Raw genomic sequence first — 19496 nt, forward strand, 5'->3', positions numbered from 1 at the left:
TCAAGGTTTGCATAATCGAATTTCCCATTTTAGAACTCATTTTATTTAGCTTGTGCAAACCTTGATATGTCATGTAATTGTTCGGTCATACAATGCCTTTGATAAAATTTTTTTTCAGCCTCATTATTGTTCTGGTTTTTAAATCTTTTTTTTAAATTATTTTTATACTCTTTGAAATATGGGTCTTTTTGGGCTCCAATGCAGTCTGGATCGGCTAAATTACAACTGGCAAGTAATAAAAATACAAATGTGTGACAACAGGTTTCGTTATAACCATGCCCCTTATAACTCCATTCATCTTCAAATTTAGCAGCAAAATCTCTAATTTCTTCTATCACTTGCTCTTCCGTGCGCGAATCATCGGGCAATAAATAAGGATGAGTTGTAAAATCTATTTCATCTTCATGAAATCGACCATGTTGATGTGGATCAAAAGGTCTAATTGAAAGATGATTCTTTTCTTGATGTTTATCATCTTTTTTTTGATGATTTCGTCTACCTGCTTCTCGTTCTTCTGTATGAAATAAATTATGTTCTTTATCTTTTTTTATCCTGTAATTGCAATCACCATTTAAAAAACCATTGCCTTTAAAATTTGCCCATCCATCCCAACGACCGTCATCAGGATACCATCCATAACTTTCACGAAAACCATTGGCTTTAGTGCATTCTTTATTCATTGAAATAAATTGTTTTTCAGTTAATTTTTGTTCCCTTGCCTCTTTTATAAAATCATCAGTCTCATCCTCATCATCATGAATGATTTCAATCCAATAATGCCCAGGAGACTGAATGCCACCTATTTTCATGAAAATTCTTCGTATTAAAATATTTTCTAATTTTCGTGTTCCTGCTTTTACCGTAGTTTCTATCGTTTTATCGTTGCTTGAAGATTCACATGTTATTGATGTTGCTCCAGTACAATACATAAAATACTCCTAGAATCTAATTTTTTAGGCCTATTTATACCGAAATGTTACGTTATCTTCTTCATACCCTGATGTCACAATTTGCGCTTTACCTTGAGCATCGGTTCTACCTTCAGCAATAACTTGATTATCTTTATTTACAATTTGATATTCTCTGTTGATGATTGGTTTACCGGTTCCCTCTTCAACCAATATAAATTGTCTAACATAAGGGGAGAGAGGTTGCTGTTTTGGAAATGAATAAAGTGTTGGTAACATTTTTTGTGGACCAGAATAAGGAAAAGCTTGCGCACCATGCTTAATAGTTCCTGGTGCATATAATTCAATATTGCCATCAGCAATACGAATATAAGCACCACCACATGCAATGGTTATCTCTTTTTTAGCATTAATATTAATTTTATCGTCATTGCTGACTATTTGGAGCGATTTGTCGGCTATTACCTCTATATCGCCATTATGGGCTTGCAGTTGGACTTTAGCTTCACCACTAAATAATTGAATATTTTCTTTGGCAAAAACGGAGTAATCTTTCGTTGCGCTAACATGCACTGAATTATTGGCGGCAATATTCGTATCATGTTTGCTAGTCAATAAAATATTTTGCTCAGCAAATTGATAAATACTATCTGGTGTCACCATCGCGATGCCTTTTGGACTGGATAACACCATACTTGGTTGTGTAAATGATAAGTTGTCATCGGTTTGTGTTACCGTATAGTTGACGAATAAATTAAGGCTATTTACGCCGTCCAATTTACCTGCTCGGTGACTATCTGAACGCTTAGATAATCTTTCTGAAACACTTAAGCCTGTCTTTAATAACATTACTGTTTCATCACCATCCAAACTAGCTTTTTTGACACCTTGGTTACCTTCACGTTTATATGATGTAACATATACACCTTTGCCCGCTCGTATTGCTCCCCATTCATCAGTGCGCAGTTCAAATCCTGCACCGCGCTGGGTTTTCTCACTATTAACGAGGTGTCCCATATTAAGCTGGGTTTTACCATATTCTGTTGCTAGTTTAATATGCTCTTTCCCTCGTTTATCATCCATACGCAGTTTGTTATTAGCGGGAGTGCGAATCACATTGCGGTGTTTGTTGATGGTCGATACAAGGTCTGGATGAGCACTATCGTGCATTGCATGGGCAATATAGGGCCTATCGGGGTTACCATTAGAAAAAGCAACAGCAACCTCGGTACCATCAATCAGTGGAAAATGAAAGCCATAAGTATCCCCTGAGTAAGGTTTTGCTAGCCTTATCCATAAACTTTCTTCACCTTTTTTCCACTCCTTTAAATCAAAGTCAAATTTAACGCGATAGCGACCTTGAGTATCAATATAGCCGTAAGTGTCGTTATCTGGGCTGGTCACTCTAGCAGGTAATGTTCCGCTTACTTGTGGCCATGGTAATGGTGCTGGGCGATACGGTTTTAATACATCAAAAGGGATGGCGGTAAAATGAGTTTGGTATGCATCAGTTCGGTTACCACAACTATCGGTCGACAGAATAATAATGCCGTCTTTGATATCCTTTATCGGGCAGTTTTCAAGGGTAATATGTTGTCCTGGCGCAAGCTGGTAATCATTACATTCACCAGAAATAATAATCTGGTCACTAATATAGTGTTGATGTCTAATTTGCGCATACCATTTACCACTTTCGACGCTACGCACATCACCCAGTGTTTTGTAGTTCTCTTCATAACGGTAATCATTTCCGTGTGTAGTTGAATCTTTTATTTGGCTGTTAACACTATCATGTAGGCGGCTTTCTGCCATACGGTAATTATAATCATTGACAGTAACCTGATTGGGTTTGGTTTTACTGCTAAATTGCAAATCCCACATACTATGCCGCTGGCTATCATTTAAGCCACTGGGTGGCTTAATTATCATACTGCCTGCATTGTCAAGCCCTTGTTCATAATCACTCATCACTATCACATCACAGTGATGTTTTGGGTGCGTTTGAAAATAAAACCAGATTCCCACATCAGCCAGTAATCGTTGAATAAAAGTTAAATCGCTTTCTTGCCATTGGCTTATGAACTCACGCGCAGGGTAAGATTCTTTTAATTCCATGCGAAAATCAATCCCTGTAAAACCATGGTTGCGTAATACCTCTTCCACCACTTCAATGACACTTTTATTCTGAAAAATTGCACTTTGGTAATGATTCCCCAGCAATGCCATGCGAGGTGCTAATAACACTCGATAATGTGCTTGTTCTTTGTTTATTGAAACCAAACTAAATTCAGTAATGACGCCATAACGAGTTTTAGGTTTATCTAAAACATCAAGTGAGCTAATTCGATTAAGTGATAAAGGTAAGTTCTGTGGGTGAAAGGTCAATGATGCAGGTTGGCTTAATACTGAATTGATGGCAATTGATGTATCCGGACTGGTAAACTCAATTAGGTACTGCCATGGTTGATTTAATGTTTCTTTTCCTTGCAAAGACAATACACTAATCTCGGTTGAAACATCCAGTTTATCAAATGAAAGCGAATAATTATTAAATGTTTTTTTTCCCGTTAGTAGTGAAAGGCTATCGGCAAACGGATCTATTAAACTCATACTTTAACCCTTATTTTATATCGATATGTCTGATGTTTATCATCTTAAAACATGATAAAGATAAGCTAATTAATATAAATAAAATACGTGTTTTTTTTAATCAGTCAATGCTTTTTTATTCATCTTTTGGTTAAATTACTCTGTAAATAGCCCAAAGTTAGTACACAACTCACATAGGAAATTGTGATAGTAACAAAATGATTTTTTTATAGTTGCTATGCCCAAGTTTTACATGTTTGAGCAAGATATAGCGCTTTTTTATGGTTTCCTCCTAAAGCGGAGATTTTAATATCAGCTCAGCAACAATTTGTTTAAGCTTACGGTTTTCAGCCTCAAGCTCCTTTAAACGTTTGATGTCTGAAGTTTCCATTCCCTGTATTTTTTCCGCAATTGATAAAAAGTTGAATGGCCTATGCCTGATTTATAGCAAAATTCTTTAACAGAAACGCTGACTTCTGCTTATTTCAAAATGGATACGATTTGATTGTTCAGCCATTTTTTTATGGTTAAATCCTCTTTTATTTTTATCATAGAGAATTTTCTATTTTTGTGGCTGTACTAAAATAAGCGATGGTTACCCTATTTTAGGAGGTAGTTATATATAGTTATATATAGTGGTACTACCATTCTATAAACTTTGATTAACATAGAAACTCAAAATCATTCTTTACATAGGTTTTCATTTATCTGCTTTAAAAAACATTGATATTCAAGCTCAATTTCTTTTTTGGCTTCTTGAGATAAAGTAGCCACATGAAATCGATGTAATGAACTATATAAGGCAAATAATATATTAATTGAGATGGAGGCTTTTTTTTGTTTTATCTTAAAATAAGCATCTAAATACCCTACTTTTTTCAGTGTCTCAACATCTGTAATTCCTACACTACACAATAATCTTTCCAATGACAAAGTCATGTTTGGTAACTCTTTTATTCTTTTTGCCTTAATTTCATTTTTTTCATATTGTTCTTTTTTAGTATAGGTGATCACCATTTTTACCATTGCTAACAATTTATCTTGATCTTTAAATAACTCATCACTAACTTTATAATAATCAAGTAATTTTATTGACATCCCTGTTGTTATACTCAACGGTTGCATACCTAAATCGATAAAAAATGAGCGGTAATTGGAATGCCCCCTTAAATAAAATTCTTTTCGAGTAATCCAACCAAACATGATATTTTTACTATTAACACTAAATCCACCAAAAAATGTTTTGAGTGAAATATCTTCAACGTCAGAAAGCTCTGTTAAAATTCGATTAGCAAATGTTGAGCACATAATTAATTCCCATCCAAACTTTATCAAGTAACTGAAATGACTTACTAATTAATCTAATTTATAGCTACTTTATATTCAATATGATTTCTAAATAAATTCATAATTATGCGATCTGTATTCCATATATAAATATTAAATGCTTTATTACTTGATAAATTATATTTTTATAAAATTAAGTTAATTTTTGTTAAAAGTAATTAAGAAATAATAATTCTTAAAAAAAGAAAAATCGCTTTAACATTGTTATTCTGTTGTAATAATTATACAATCAAAGCCAGTTAACTGAATGGTATTCAATTTTTGTCAAATCGAATCAACATGATAAAAAACATCATTGCTTTATTTTTTATGTTTCACTCTTTTGTCGCCTTTGCCGATAAATTACCATTAATTGATTCATTCACCCCCTGCACTCCTGATTTTTTTCAACAGATTTATGCTAGCAAAGATGAATTAGAAAAATATACAAACATTACAATTTTTAAGCAAAATCAAGCTTATATTCCCGTCGAAAATCGCTCTGATATAGCTAAAAACTTTGTTTATTTCAAAACACCCATGACTTATAAAAATTTAACAATCACAGGCTATTACGATAGTGCTATGGATCTTGGAAAAATAGGAAAATATTATTTCTGGGGATTTATCATCGATAATGAGATTAGCCAAATCAAAGAGACATTAAATTTCATAGATTGGAAAAAGATGGAAGAAGATGTGCTCTATATTGGAAACCCAATGATTCGTAGTATTAATGATGATATCCAACTCTGGCATAAAAACACTGGCACCGTCGTTGGTGTAAAAACTATTCCAGCACCAGATACAACCGAAAAGCTATTATTGCTTGAAAAATCGCCGAATATGACGCTTCTTATTTGTTCTATTCAAGGTGTTGTAACATCCGAATTACTTAAACAAGAACGACCTGATATTCAATAATTCAAACTAAATGGCTGATTCATCCATTTCACCTGTTCGAATTCGAATGACTTGCTCAACATTATAAATAAAAATTTTGCCATCTCCGATTTTGCCTGTTTGCGCTGTTTTCATAATAGTTTCAATGCACATCTCTAAAATATCATCTGGCACAACAAGTTCTATTTTTACTTTTGGTAAAAAATCAACCATATATTCCGCACCACGATAAAGTTCAGTATGCCCTTTTTGACGACCAAAACCTTTCACCTCAGTCACTGTCATACCGGTAATGCCTTGATCAGCAAGTGCTTCTCGAATATCATCCAGTTTAAAAGGTTTAATAATTGCTTCAATTTTCTTCATGTCTCTTGCCCTTAATTCGAGATTACCAATTCTTAAATCCAAAAGCAGAAGTAATTGGATAGCGTCTGCCTTTACCAAAGTTACGAGCAGTAATTTTAGGACCTACTGCTGACTGACGTCTTTTATATTCGTTAATATCAACTAATTTAATCACCCGTCTTACAGTTGCTTCATCATAACCTTGCGCAACTAATTGTTCAATGGAAAGATCGTGCTCAACATACCCTTTCAAAATACCATCTAAAATATCATAAGGAGGCAAACTATCTTCGTCTTTCTGATCTGGTGCCAATTCGGCTGATGGCGGACGAGTGATTACTCTTTCAGGAATAACATAAGAACGGGTATTTCGATATTTTGATAATGCAAACACCATCGTTTTCGGCACATCTTTAAGCACATCAAAACCGCCAGCCATATCGCCATAAAGTGTGGCATAACCAACCGACATTTCGCTTTTATTGCCGGTTGTAAGCACTAACCTGCGCCGTTTATTGGATAGCGCCATTAAGATAACCCCGCGACAGCGTGCTTGCAGGTTTTCTTCCGTGGTATCTTTTGGTGAGCCTAAAAACATTGGGCTTAACGATGACATAAATGCATCAAACATCGGTTCAATTGAAACAATATCAAACTCAACGCCTAATATTTCAGCTTCTTCTTTGGCATCGGCAATACTTATATCGGCAGTATAACGAAATGGCATCATCACAGCTTGAACCTTATCTTTACCTAAAGCGTCAACCGCAATAGCAAGCGTTAAAGCAGAATCGATACCGCCTGACAGCCCTAATACGGCGCCTTGAAAGCCATTTTTGGTAATATAATCACGAGTGGCAAGTACCAATGCATCATAAACTGATGCTAATTGATTATTTTGATTTTCATAAATTAGAGTTTCAGCACTGACACCAAATGTAAAAGGAACAACTTGTTCTTCAAACGATTTCAGTTGACAAACAATTTGACCAAGTTCATTACAAACAAAAGATCCGCCGTCAAACACCAACTCATCTTGCCCTCCTACTTGGTTGACATAAATAATTGGCAATCTTGTTCGTTTTGCATGCGTTTTAACTAAATCATGTCGGTGTTTTTGTTTTTCAAAATCATAAGGAGAAGCATTAATTGCAACCACAAAGTCAGCTTGAGCCTGTTGAATGTAATCAACAGGCTCATTTTGCCAAAGATCTTCACAGATTAATAACCCTATTTTTTGTCCTTTAAAATCAACGACACACGTTTTATTATCAGCGGTAAAGTAACGCTTTTCATCAAACACATCATAATTAGGTAGTCGTTGTTTGTGATAACGGACTAACAATTTTCCTTCGTAAAAAAACGAAAGGGCGTTATAAACATGTTGATCTTGCCAATGAGGATGGCCAACAACAACCGCACACTGTGTGCTCGCTTGTTGAATTAGTGATAATGCTTTTCGGCAGCGATCTTTAAAATCAGAACGAAACATTAAATCTTCGGGTGGATAGCCACAGAGAGCAAGTTCTGAAAAGATGATCAAATCATCAGATGAATGGCTATTTATTAATTCAATAATCTGTTGGGTGTTTCCCTCTATATCACCCACACGCCAATTTTTTTGCGCTAAAACAATAGATAAAGACATACAAAATTAAATACCACAAATCAAAATTGTTGATAAGTTTAAATGATTCTAAGTTGCGCTGCCACATTTTTATCGCTAACATGCAACAATAAATTGGCTTTCATTTTTCTGGATATTATTATGCAAAAAATTCTAAATGTAGCATTAACTAAACGCAGCTACCCTATTACTATTGGTGAAAATCTACTTAATGAATTTGAGCATTTTAAACTTCAGACTGGTCAACGCGTACTTATTGCGACCAACGAAACAATCGCCCCACTTTATTTACAAACATTAATTAACATGCTTGAAAAGCATGGTGTAAAGACCAGTTCAGTGATTGTGCCTGATGGTGAAAAATATAAAACCATGGAAACTTGGAATACCATTTTAACAGCGTTGCTAGCCAATAATCACACTCGTAGCAGTATTGTTATTGCACTAGGCGGAGGTGTCATTGGTGATGTTACTGGCTTTGCAGCCTCTGCTTACCAACGAGGCATTAAGTTTATCCAAGTACCAACCACCTTGCTATCACAGGTTGATTCATCGGTTGGGGGCAAAACAGCCATTAACCACCCACTGGGTAAAAATATGATAGGCGCATTTTATCAACCACAATCGGTTGTCATTGATATTAATTGTTTAAAAACATTGCCTCAACGAGAGCTTTCCGCAGGGCTGGCTGAGGTGATTAAATACGGTATTATTTTAGATGCTCAATTTTTTTCTTGGTTAGAAACCCATATCAACGATGTGCTAAACTTAGATGTTGATGCTACAAGTTACTGTATTTATCGTTGTTGCGAACTTAAAGCGCAAGTGGTCGCTGCAGACGAGACAGAACAAGGTATGCGCGCACTGTTAAACCTTGGTCACACATATGGTCACGCTATTGAAGCAGAACTAGGGTATGGAAACTGGCTACATGGTGAAGCAGTCAGTGTTGGCATGTTAATGGCAGCGCAAACAGCCAAAAGATTAGGTAAATTAACAGATGCTGAAATAGATCGCATTAAAAACCTGTTAATAAGAGCAAAACTTCCTGTCGTAAGACCATCACAAATGTCTATTGAATCCTACCTTCCACATATGATGCGCGATAAAAAAGTGATATCGGGACAGTTAAGGCTAGTTATACCAACTAAGATTGGCCATGCTGAAGTAATCGATGGAATTGATAAAAACCTAGTTTTAGATTCTATTTCGAGCAGCTAGCCTTATACTGATTAATTGAATACGTATTAATTTTTTACTGAAACATAGTCATTACCTGAAATTGCTTTACACAACTAAATAAGCAATTATTTAGTTGTGTTGATGAACAGACTTTAATATTACTAACAGGTGTTACATTCAATACATGATTATCACTACCCTATGTAATGCTAAATAGCGATAATAAACTATTCCTTGAAAAAATTAGATAAACAAAAATGAACAACCCCATCAGATGTAAAAATAAGTTTACAATTACACTTACTTTTATTTGATTGATTTCATATAAACTATTTTTTATTTTACTTTACATAATATAACCACAATAAATTTCCTTTATTCTAAGCAAACAATAAGAATTTTATTTACTATTATGTAATTTTGTGTTTACATACTAGTCGTCTATGTAATTAATATTTTACATATAAAATATTTAAATGGTTTTAACAAGGAAAGCAAAATGTTAAAAGATACGCTAAATAATGTCCGAATTAAAGATGAACACATGTTAATCACACCTGAAGAAATAAAACAGCTTTACCCGTTATCCCACGATCTAGAAAACCAAATTGCCTTATCAAGACAAACTATCGTTGATATTTTAGAGCGTCGAGATCATCGATTGCTTATCGTATGTGGTCCTTGCTCTATTCATGATACTGAGGCAGCACTTGAATATGCGCATAAATTAAAAAAACTATCGGACGAAGTGAAAGGTAATTTATTTATCGTCATGCGTGTCTATTTTGAAAAACCTAGAACAACCGTGGGTTGGAAAGGTATGATTAACGATCCTCATATGGATAGTTCATTTGATATTGAACATGGATTAAAAAAAGCACGTAAATTACTACTGGATATCACTAAAATTGGTTTACCAATTGCAACCGAAGCGTTAGATCCTAATACTCCGCAATATATTGGTGATTTAATTAGTTGGTCAGCAATCGGTGCAAGAACAACTGAATCCCAAACGCATCGAGAAATGGCTTCAGGACTATCCATGCCGGTTGGTTTTAAAAATGGAACCGATGGGAGCTTAGATGTGGCAATTAATGCAATGAAATCTGCATCTATGGCGCACCGCTTTGTTGGTATTAATCAACAAGGGCAGGTTACAATATTACAAACTATGGGTAATCCGCATGGTCATGTTATTTTACGTGGCGGTAAAACACCTAATTTTGATGCTGAAAATGTGGCAGTGTGTGAAACACAAATGAAAAAGGCAGGTTTATTACCTAATTTAATGATTGACTGTAGCCATGCCAATTCTAATAAAGATTATCGTAACCAACCGATTGTTGCTGATACTATTATTGATCAAATCGAAAAAGGTAATAATTCCATTATTGGTGTGATGATTGAAAGTAATTTATTTGAAGGGAATCAACCGTCAGAACAACCTCAAGAAAACTTGAAATATGGTGTGTCTGTTACTGATGCTTGTATTAGTTGGGAAACAACTGAACAATTATTACAAAAAATGAATAACCAGTTAGCTAAGTCATTAACTCAAAGACAAAAACAATCAGCGCAAGCTTAATCTTTGTAAACAACAATCATAAAAAAATCGCCGATGTTATCATCGGCGATATTGTTTTTAGTGTGAACTGAACTTACCCAAGTTGCTTACGCACATTACGGAACATTCGCATCCAAGGACTATCTTCGCCCCAGTTATCAGGATGCCATGAATTGGTCACAGTCCTAAATACTCGCTCGGGATGTGGCATCATAATGGTTACACGTCCATCTTTGGATGTTACGGCAGTAATACCATTTGGCGAGCCATTTGGATTGGCAGGGTATTGTTGAGTTACTTTGCCAAAGTGGTCAATATAGCGTACTGCAATTAATCCAGAGGTTTCTAATTTGTGAAGATGACTATCATCGCAGACTTCAACACACCCTTCCCCGTGTGAAACCGCAATTGGCATATGTGAGCCATTCATATCAATAAAGAATAATGAAGGGCTAGGTTGAATTTGCACTAAGCTAAAGCGCGCTTCGAAACGCTCGGATAAATTGCGTACAAAACGAGGCCACAAATCAGCGCCCGGAATTAAATCCTTTAAATTCGACATCATCTGACAACCGTTACAAACCCCTAGTGATAGGGTATCTTGACGATGGAAGAATTGCTCAAATTCATCACGTACTTTTTCGTTAAATAAAATTGATTTAGCCCAGCCTTCACCAGCCCCTAAAACATCACCATAAGAAAAACCGCCACAAGCCACCAGTGTATTAAATTGGCTAAGCGTAATGCGACCTGAAAGTAAATCTGTCATATGCACATCGACTGCTTCAAAGCCAGCCCTATCAAATGCAGCAGCCATTTCAACATGAGAATTAACACCTTGCTCACGTAAAATTGCCACTTTCGGTTTGCTCCCTTTGGCTATATAAGGCGCGGCAATATCTTGCATTGGATCAAAGGTAAGCTTCACATTCAAGCCCGGATCGTCTTCATTCTGTTTAGCTTGATGTTCTTGATCTGCACATTCAGGATTATCTCGTAAGCGTTGCATCTGCCATGTCGTTTCTGCCCACCATGTTCTTAAAGTTGAACGTGATTCGCTGTATACCATCGAGGTATTATTACGCACAATGAATTGCTGACCAGCTTTAGCCGATCCTAACTGATGAATAGCATGAGAAAGCCCAAACTGCTTAAAGCAATTCATGACTTCATCTAAATCACTGCCTCGAATTTGAATAACTGCGCCTAGCTCCTCATTAAATAAAGAAGCAATCACATCACGACCAAGGGAATGAATATCAACATCAATACCACAATGCCCAGCAAATGCCATTTCTGCCAAAGTAACCAATAAACCACCATCGGAACGATCATGGTAAGCAAGTAAAGATTTTTGAGCTATTAACGTTTGGATAGCTTGATAAAAAGAAGCTAATTCTTTGGCATCATGAACATCAGCCGTTCTTTGCCCTAGGTGACGATAAACTTGTGCTAATGCGGTTGCACCTAATGCTTGATGACCTTTTGATAAATCAACAAATAATAATAAATTATCTTCATCTGTATCAAGTTGTGGTGTGACGGTTTTGCGCACATCTTCCACGCGAGCAAATGCAGAAATCACTAACGACAATGGTGAGGTTACCGTTTTCTGCTCACCATCTTGTTGCCATGTGGTTTTCATTGACATGGAATCTTTACCAACTGGAATGGCTAAGCCTAATGCAGGGCATAACTCTTCACCAATAGCTTTAACTGCTTGGTAAAGACCAGCATCTTCGCCTGGGTGCCCAGCTGCTGCCATCCAGTTAGCCGAAAGCTTAATACGCTTAATATCACCAATATTGGTCGCCGCAATATTGGTAATTGCCTCACCAACAGCTAAACGTGCTGATGCTGCATAATTAAGTAAGGCTACTGGCGCTCGCTCACCCATTGACATGGCTTCACCATAATAGCTATCAAAGCTTGCTGTTGTAACAGCACAATCGGCCACGGGTACTTGCCAAGGTCCAACCATTTGATCTCGAGCAACCATACCGCTTACAGAACGGTCACCAATCGTAATTAAAAATGTTTTTTCCGCTACAACGGGCAAATGTAGCACACGCTTTACGGCATCATATAAATTAATATCCGATGTGGAAAAACGATCGCCTTCGGCTTGACTAGATTTCACCTCTCGTAACATTTTTGGTGTTTTTCCCAATAAAACATCTAACGGCAAAGCTATCGGGTTATTATTAAAATGTTCGTCATGTAAAATCACAGCTTTATTGACGGTTGCCTCACCAATAACGGCATAAGGTGCTCGTTCACGCTGACAGAGTTCATCAAACAGCGCTAATTTATCGGGATGAATAGCAAGAACATAACGTTCTTGTGATTCATTACACCAAATTTCTAGCGGTGACATGCTGGGTTCATCGCTAAGTATTTTGCGGAGTTCAAATTGCCCCCCACAGCCACCATCACTAACCAGTTCGGGCATCGCATTAGATAAACCACCTGCGCCCACATCATGAATAAATAAGATAGGGTTATCTTCACCAAGTTGCCAACAACGATCGATAACTTCCTGACAACGACGTTCCATTTCTGGGTTATCTCGCTGAACAGAAGCAAAATCAAGATCCGCATCCGACTGACCAGATGTCATTGATGAAGCTGCGCCACCACCAAGCCCAATATTCATAGCAGGGCCACCTAAAACAATCAATTTAGAGCCAGCTGGAAACTCACCTTTTTGAATATGTTCATGGCGAATATTACCAAGACCGCCTGCTAGCATAATAGGCTTATGATAACCGCGAAGCTCTTCACCATTATGGCTATTAACCTTTTCTTCATAGGTTCGAAAATACCCTAATAGAGCAGGTCGCCCAAATTCATTATTGAAAGCAGCACCGCCAAGCGGACCTTCCATCATAATATCAAGCGCGCTAACAATACGATCAGGCTTACCAAAATCTTGTTCCCAAGGTTGTTCAAAATGAGGAATGCGTAAGTTAGAAACGGAAAATCCGACTAATCCTGCTTTGGGTTTAGCACCTCTTCCCGTTGCTCCTTCATCACGAATTTCGCCACCACTTCCCGTTGCAGCTCCTGGCCAAGGAGATATGGCTGTTGGGTGGTTATGCGTTTCAACTTTCATTAAAATATCAGCAAATTCTTGATGATATCGATAAGTTTGATTGTCATTATCAGCAAAAAAACGCCCGACTTTAGATCCGTCCATAACCGCGGCATTATCTTTATAAGCGGATGACACATAATCTGGCGTATGTTCAAAAGTATTCTTTATCATCTTAAACAATGATTTGGGTTGCTTCACACCATCAATAATCCAGTCAGCATTAAAAATCTTATGACGACAATGTTCAGAGTTTGCTTGAGCAAACATATAAAGTTCAATATCCGTTGGATTACGGTTTAATTTTTGGAAATTCTCAACCAAATAATCAATTTCATCTGGCGCTAAAGCCAGTCCTAATTTTAAATTAGCTTCCTCTAATGCTTGGTGACCCTGTCCTAATAAGTCAATTACGGTTACTGGTGCTGGTTTATCGGCTTTAAATAATTTTTCTGCTTGAGCAAAATCCGTAAATACCGTTTCCATCATGCGATCATGAATTAAGCTTTCAAAAGCGACTTGCTGTACTTGAGTAAAAGGGCTACTCATTTCAACATAATACGCAATACCCCGCTCAATTCGATGAACCTGCGTTAACCCACAATTATGCGCGATATCGGTTGCTTTTGATGACCAAGGCGAAATCGTTCCGGCACGAGGCGTCACTAAAAAGAGTTGTCTTTGGGTTTTATGCTCACCATTTACTTGCGTTGATTTAGGACCATATTGCAATAACTTATCAAGCGTCAACTGGTCATCACTCGTTAAATCTTTAAACAGATCAATAAAATGAATATATTGCGCGTCAATATTAATAACGGGGATGGATTTTTCACGGCAAACAGATAGGATTTTACTTATACGAAATGCAGATAAAGCAGAAGAACCAGCTAAAATTTTCATGCTAATTACTCTTTTTAAGCTAAACATAGGTAAAAATAGAACAACATTATAAAAGAAAGTGAACGGCGTGGCTATTTAAAACATTGATTTTACCAAAAAGATTCAGACAAATAGATGGTTAAGTATAAAAAGAGGAGTTACTGGTGTATCTCAAGTCTAAATAAGCACAACCACTTTAGGATGTAATAAATGGTTAGCCATTGTGCAATTACTTTCCTTGCTCGTTATAAGTTGTTAATTTGAAGTTGATGTAATACATTATCTCCACCGGTAAAATGGTATAGTATCCTGAATATTTTTTACAAAAAATAAGTAAAACCCCCCATTGTTTTGAACTTTGCAGCTCGATTAACGGCAAGGCGATTTAACAGAGATACTTATCTTAGTTTCTTTTAATTTTGACTAAACAATCAATCCTAGATTGTCGTACATATTATTTGATAGCCTCTGAAACAGCAAAAGATCTATCTATTTAAAAATAAAAAGAAAAACTCGATCCAGATCACAAAATAAACTTTTTTAAATTGCAAAAAAAATCTTAATTTGTAACATGTTACCAGTAACAAAATAGTGGAAGAGTTTACTATGACAACACAAGATAAACCAATTTTTGTATTAATGGGTGTGTCAGGTTGTGGTAAATCAGCGGTTGCCAAGCAAGTAGCTTATAACCTTGATGCGTCTTTTTTAGATGGCGATTTTTTGCACCCTAAAGCCAATATTTTAAAAATGCGAAATGGCACACCATTAAACGATGAAGATCGAATGCCTTGGCTTAACCTAATTAGCAATGCCGCATTTGCAATGCGCAATGTTAATGATGTTTCAATTATTATCTGCTCAGCGTTAAAACGAAAATACCGAGATATTATTCGTGGTGAAAATAAAAACATTCACTTTATTTATCTAAAAGGAAGCTATGATGTCATTGCTAAGCGATTAGCTAAACGTAAAGGCCATTACCAAAAAAGCGGAATGCTACAATCACAATTTGACACGCTAGAAGAGCCAACGATTCATGAAAAAGATGTCTATACGGTTAACATTGAGCAACCATTAACTGATGTTGTCAATGATACAGAGCAAGTCATACGTTCAATATGTAATTATGAATAATATAAATAAAATTAGAAAGATAACAATGATAATTTAAGAGGTTAATGTGAATCGCATCATTCAAGCTGTAACTCAACGTATTATTGAGCGTTCTAAAGCGACTCGCCAAGCTTATTTACAAAAAATAGAACACGCGATGAGCAAAAAAGTCACCCGTTCTAGTTTACCATGCAGCAATTTAGCCCATGGTTTTGCGGCTTGTTGTATTGATGATAAAAACGATCTAAAAAACATCTTAAAAAGTAATATTGGCATTATTAATTCCTACAATGATATGCTTTCAGCGCACAAGCCTTACGAATGCTATCCTGAACAAATACGCAAAGTGCTTCACGAAGTTGGCGCTGTTGGTCAAATGGCTGGCGGCGTGCCGGCCATGTGCGATGGGGTAACTCAAGGCGAACCTGGAATGGAATTATCATTAATGAGTCGTGATGTCATAGCCATGTCGGTAGCAATTGGGCTTTCACATAATATGTTTGATGGCGCACTATACCTTGGCATTTGCGATAAAATCGTGCCTGGCTTATTGGTTGGTGCATTAACTTTTGGGCATTTACCTGCCATTTTTGTTCCTGCAGGACCAATGCCATCAGGACTATCAAATAAAGAAAAAGTGCGTATCCGCCAACTTTATTCGGAAGGTAAAGCTTCGCGTGAAGATTTGCTTGAGTCTGAATCAGCCTCTTACCATACTAGTGGCACTTGCACCTTTTATGGTACAGCCAATAGCAACCAAATGGTAATGGAATTAATGGGGTTACATTTACCGGGCGCGGCATTTGTTCATCCTGAAACAGCATTGCGTTTTGAGTTAACCAATGCTGCTGCTAAACAGATCACTCGCCTAACGAACCAATCGGGTAATTATATGCCCGTTGGTAAAATGGTTGACGAAAAAGTCATTATTAATGGTTTAGTGGCATTACTTGCCACTGGGGGATCAACCAATTTAACTATGCATATTGTAGCCATGGCTAAAGCTGCGGGAATTATCATTAACTGGGATGATATTTCAGATCTATCCACCGTAGTCCCCTTAATTTGTCGAATTTACCCAAATGGACCTGCTGATATCAACTATTTTCAAGCTGCTGGAGGCACATCTTTATTGGTTCGCGAATTATTGGCAGGAGGTTTATTACACGAAGATGTACAAACCGTGGTAGGACATGGACTTAGCCGTTATACCCAAGAGCCGATTTTAGAAAATGGTCAACTCATTTTTCGCAACGGCCCAACAAAATCATTAGATGATAGCGTGATTGCCTCAATCCAAAAACCGTTTAATTCACATGGCGGATTAAAAGTGATGTCTGGCAATCTTGGCCGTGCAATAATGAAAACATCAGCAGTTGCGCCTGAACATCAAATTATTGAAGCACCTGCGGTCATTTTTAATAGCCAATATGATTTAGAGGCTGAATATAAGGCCGGTAAGTTAGATAAAGACTGTGTGGTTGTTGTACGTTATCAAGGACCCAAAGCTATTGGTATGCCAGAATTGCACAAATTGATAACACCGCTAGGTGTGCTACAAGATAAAGGTTACAAAGTTGCATTATTAACTGACGGTCGATTATCGGGCGCATCAGGAAAAGTTCCAGCAGCGATCCATGTTACCCCTGAAGCTTATGATGGCGGTTTACTTAGTAAAGTACAAAATGGCGACATGATCCGTGTAAATGGGCAAACAGGTGAAATAACTCTATTAGTTGACGAAGCTGAATTAGCTAAACGTACACCTTATCCTTTCGAATTAACCGATTCGCATCTTGGTTATGGAAGAGAACTATTTACCATTATCAGAGAAAATTTAACTACCGCAGAAGAAGGTGCGGTTAGCTTTTAATATGCTTAATCTGCCACATACAGTGGCAGAAATCTTAAGAAAATAGACTAAAAATTAGGTATTAGCTGAAACTTCTTTATAAATAAATTTATCGGTATAAATAAATTATTTCTTAATAAAATTATCTACCAATAAATTTACCACGTCCCCCATTTTTCCATGTAATGAGGCTTTGACACCATAAAGTGCCATTCCCATTACTTGCGATGCGTGGATTTCAGGGGGCATAACAAGTTCATTAGCACTGGTTTTAACATCTAATAACGCTGGACCAGAGTGAGCTAAAAATGATTGCACAGCAGACTCAAGTAAATCAGAATCATCCACCCTGATAGAAAAAAGGCCAATTGAATCAGCAAGTTTTGCAAAATCAGGATTTTGTAAGTCAGTATAGTGATCAACTAACCCTTCCGATTTTTGCTCTAATTCAACAAAGTTGAGCGAGCTATTATTTAGTACAATAATTTTTATAGGTAACTGTTCTTGAATTGTGGTTAATAAATCGCCCAGCAACATACTTATACCGCCATCGCCTGACAAGGAGATCACTTGCCGATTTGGAAATGCTTTTTGTACCCCTAAAGCTTGTGGCATCGCATTAGCCATTGTGCCATGTTTTAAACTGATTACGGTGCGTCTTTTGCCATTGGTATTAAAATGGCGACAAGCCCAAACCATTGCCGAACCGACATCAGCACAAAGTACAGCATCATCAGTTGCATATTTATCAATAAGTTCAGTTAAATATTGAGGATGAATGGTTGAGCGAGAAGGAATCGTTTTTTTATTCAATTTTTTCATTGATTTGGTGTACAATTTTTGGCATAACCCTAAAAACTCATCATCTTGTTTCTCATCAACTAAAGGTAGCAGTGTTGCCAAAGTCGGTTTACAACTCCCAACTACACCGATATCAACAGGATGCCGCCGTCCAAGGTGAGTTGCATCAATATCAACTTGAATAATAGCAGCCTTATCTGGGTAGAATTGTGACCATGCAAAATCAGCACCTAACATTAAAAGTACATCACACTCTTTTATTGCGGTGGTTCCTGACTCAACGCCAAACATTCCTGTCATGCCAACATTGTAAGGGTTATCATATTCAACAAAATCTTTAGCTCTCGAAGTATGTACAATAGGCGATTTTAATTTATGAGCTAAAGCAATGAGCTCATCATGAGCTTCATAGACACCTTGACCTGCAAAAATAGTCACTTTATTATTTTTATTTAGCATACTGGCAATTTTGCTAAGTTCTTGATCTGATGGACGAATAATAGGGTGAGGATGATAAATTTTACGGTGGCTATTATCCTCCACTTTCTCTAAACTCACATTATACGGAATAACTAAAACGGCTACGCCTCGTTGGTTAATTGCTGTTTGAATGGCTGCTGTAGTGATTTCTCTTACTTGAGTAGGATCATTGATTTGCCGGCAAAATACAGAACAATTTTTATATAACGTTTCAAAATCAACTTCTTGTGGGAAATCTGTTCCTTGCTGTGAAGTAACAAGCTGGCTTGCTAACAAAATAACAGGAACTCGATTGCGTTGTGCTTCATAAATACCATTAATAAAATGCAAACTGCCTGGCCCACAAGAGCCAGCACAAGCAGTGATTTGATCGGTCAAATAAGCTTCAGCTCCTGCAGCAAAAGCACCAACTTCTTCATGACGAACATGCACCCACTGAATATCACTTCTTTTAATGGCTGAGGTGATGTGATTTAACGTATCACCCACAATACCATAGCAATGTTTAACACCCGCCTCAGCTAAAATATCAACTATAATTTGTGCTACTGTTTTTTTTGATGACATACTCTCTCCTCAAAAGTTCGCTCAATGACTTACCTCATCCGTATAAATTACACCCACTTTGAAATAACGCGAATAGCCTTTAAAATAAACAGCAAGAAATGCTAAAAAACAAGCAATGAACAGAACGCTTATCTGCTTATTGCATAACAAACTTTGTGTGAAGATATTCCCTATTGCAATAAACCAAGGTATTATGTCGAAAATCTTCTCGAAACAATAGAGTGATATTCCGTGGAACAATCGCCATCTGGACATAATTT

The 19496-nt window shown here is 36.8% G+C and carries 12 protein-coding genes; 5 read left to right on the top strand and 7 right to left on the bottom strand.

The window, feature by feature from the left end; all coding sequences use genetic code 11:
- Window positions 1–41 precede the first annotated feature (41 nt).
- The 3 genes from A9G28_RS01190 to A9G28_RS01205 all read right to left on the bottom strand — a co-directional run bounded on the left by A9G28_RS01190 (window position 42) and on the right by A9G28_RS01205 (window position 4805).
- On the bottom strand, window positions 42–929 hold the full coding sequence (locus A9G28_RS01190) for a hypothetical protein (protein WP_065579529.1): 888 nt from the start codon (window positions 927–929) through the stop codon (window positions 42–44).
- 30 nt (window positions 930–959) lie between these two features.
- Window positions 960–3518, bottom strand: a complete 2559-nt coding sequence (gene vgrG, locus A9G28_RS01195; protein ID WP_065579530.1) for a type VI secretion system Vgr family protein — start codon at window positions 3516–3518, stop codon at window positions 960–962.
- A 660-nt stretch (window positions 3519–4178) separates the two neighbouring features.
- A complete protein-coding gene (locus A9G28_RS01205; RefSeq protein ID WP_065567133.1) occupies window positions 4179–4805 on the bottom strand; it encodes a TfoX/Sxy family DNA transformation protein in 627 nt (208 codons plus the stop codon).
- Between the two features lie 318 nt (window positions 4806–5123).
- Between A9G28_RS01205 and A9G28_RS01210 the strand changes: the two genes are divergently transcribed.
- Window positions 5124–5747 (top strand): hypothetical protein, encoded by a 624-nt coding sequence (locus tag A9G28_RS01210; protein ID WP_065579531.1) that lies wholly within the window; start codon window positions 5124–5126, stop codon window positions 5745–5747.
- A gap of 6 nt (window positions 5748–5753) precedes the next feature.
- On the opposite strand, the gene glnB is transcribed toward A9G28_RS01210, so the two are convergent.
- On the bottom strand, window positions 5754–6092 hold the full coding sequence (glnB, locus tag A9G28_RS01215) for a nitrogen regulatory protein P-II (RefSeq protein ID WP_065567135.1): 339 nt from the start codon (window positions 6090–6092) through the stop codon (window positions 5754–5756).
- 22 nt (window positions 6093–6114) lie between these two features.
- Window positions 6115–7719 (bottom strand): NAD+ synthase, encoded by a 1605-nt coding sequence (locus tag A9G28_RS01220; protein ID WP_065567136.1) that lies wholly within the window; start codon window positions 7717–7719, stop codon window positions 6115–6117.
- A gap of 120 nt (window positions 7720–7839) precedes the next feature.
- On the opposite strand from A9G28_RS01220, the gene aroB reads away from it, so the two are divergent.
- Both aroB and A9G28_RS01230 read left to right on the top strand, forming a co-directional pair.
- On the top strand, window positions 7840–8919 hold the full coding sequence (gene aroB / locus A9G28_RS01225) for a 3-dehydroquinate synthase (RefSeq protein WP_065567137.1): 1080 nt from the start codon (window positions 7840–7842) through the stop codon (window positions 8917–8919).
- 460 nt (window positions 8920–9379) lie between these two features.
- Window positions 9380–10465 carry a 3-deoxy-7-phosphoheptulonate synthase gene (locus tag A9G28_RS01230; protein ID WP_065579532.1) on the top strand — a complete coding sequence of 362 codons (1086 nt, stop codon included), beginning with the start codon at window positions 9380–9382 and terminating at the stop codon, window positions 10463–10465.
- Window positions 10466–10538: 73 nt separating this feature from the next.
- Here A9G28_RS01230 and purL read toward each other — a convergent pair whose 3' ends face one another.
- Entirely contained in the window at window positions 10539–14441 is a 3903-nt protein-coding gene (gene purL / locus A9G28_RS01235; RefSeq protein ID WP_065579533.1) for a phosphoribosylformylglycinamidine synthase, read from the bottom strand.
- Window positions 14442–15026: 585 nt separating this feature from the next.
- Between purL and A9G28_RS01240 the strand changes: the two genes are divergently transcribed.
- Window positions 15027–15557 carry a gluconokinase, GntK/IdnK-type gene (locus tag A9G28_RS01240; RefSeq protein WP_065579534.1) on the top strand — a complete coding sequence of 177 codons (531 nt, stop codon included), beginning with the start codon at window positions 15027–15029 and terminating at the stop codon, window positions 15555–15557.
- 46 nt (window positions 15558–15603) lie between these two features.
- The gene (gene edd, locus A9G28_RS01245; protein ID WP_065579535.1) at window positions 15604–17409 is read left to right on the top strand and encodes a phosphogluconate dehydratase; all 1806 of its coding nucleotides are present in this window, start codon (window positions 15604–15606) and stop codon (window positions 17407–17409) included.
- 105 nt (window positions 17410–17514) lie between these two features.
- On the opposite strand, the gene A9G28_RS01250 is transcribed toward edd, so the two are convergent.
- On the bottom strand, window positions 17515–19236 hold the full coding sequence (locus A9G28_RS01250) for a thiamine pyrophosphate-dependent enzyme (RefSeq protein ID WP_065567142.1): 1722 nt from the start codon (window positions 19234–19236) through the stop codon (window positions 17515–17517).
- Window positions 19237–19496: the final 260 nt, after the last annotated feature.

Origin of the sequence: Gilliamella sp. Fer1-1, from assembly GCF_001690825.1 — a bacterium.
Taxonomy (GTDB): domain Bacteria; phylum Pseudomonadota; class Gammaproteobacteria; order Enterobacterales; family Orbaceae; genus Gilliamella; species Gilliamella apicola_C.

Coding starts and splice junctions, on each gene's coding strand:
- A9G28_RS01230 (WP_065579532.1), top strand. CDS start 9,380: ATGTTAAAAGATACGCTAAATAATGTCCGAATTAAAGATGAACACATG.
- A9G28_RS01205 (WP_065567133.1), bottom strand. CDS start 4,805: ATGTGCTCAACATTTGCTAATCGAATTTTAACAGAGCTTTCTGACGTT.
- aroB (WP_065567137.1), top strand. CDS start 7,840: ATGCAAAAAATTCTAAATGTAGCATTAACTAAACGCAGCTACCCTATT.
- A9G28_RS01240 (WP_065579534.1), top strand. CDS start 15,027: ATGACAACACAAGATAAACCAATTTTTGTATTAATGGGTGTGTCAGGT.
- A9G28_RS01190 (WP_065579529.1), bottom strand. CDS start 929: ATGTATTGTACTGGAGCAACATCAATAACATGTGAATCTTCAAGCAAC.
- vgrG (WP_065579530.1), bottom strand. CDS start 3,518: ATGAGTTTAATAGATCCGTTTGCCGATAGCCTTTCACTACTAACGGGA.
- A9G28_RS01210 (WP_065579531.1), top strand. CDS start 5,124: ATGATAAAAAACATCATTGCTTTATTTTTTATGTTTCACTCTTTTGTC.
- A9G28_RS01250 (WP_065567142.1), bottom strand. CDS start 19,236: ATGTCATCAAAAAAAACAGTAGCACAAATTATAGTTGATATTTTAGCT.
- A9G28_RS01220 (WP_065567136.1), bottom strand. CDS start 7,719: ATGTCTTTATCTATTGTTTTAGCGCAAAAAAATTGGCGTGTGGGTGAT.
- purL (WP_065579533.1), bottom strand. CDS start 14,441: ATGAAAATTTTAGCTGGTTCTTCTGCTTTATCTGCATTTCGTATAAGT.
- glnB (WP_065567135.1), bottom strand. CDS start 6,092: ATGAAGAAAATTGAAGCAATTATTAAACCTTTTAAACTGGATGATATT.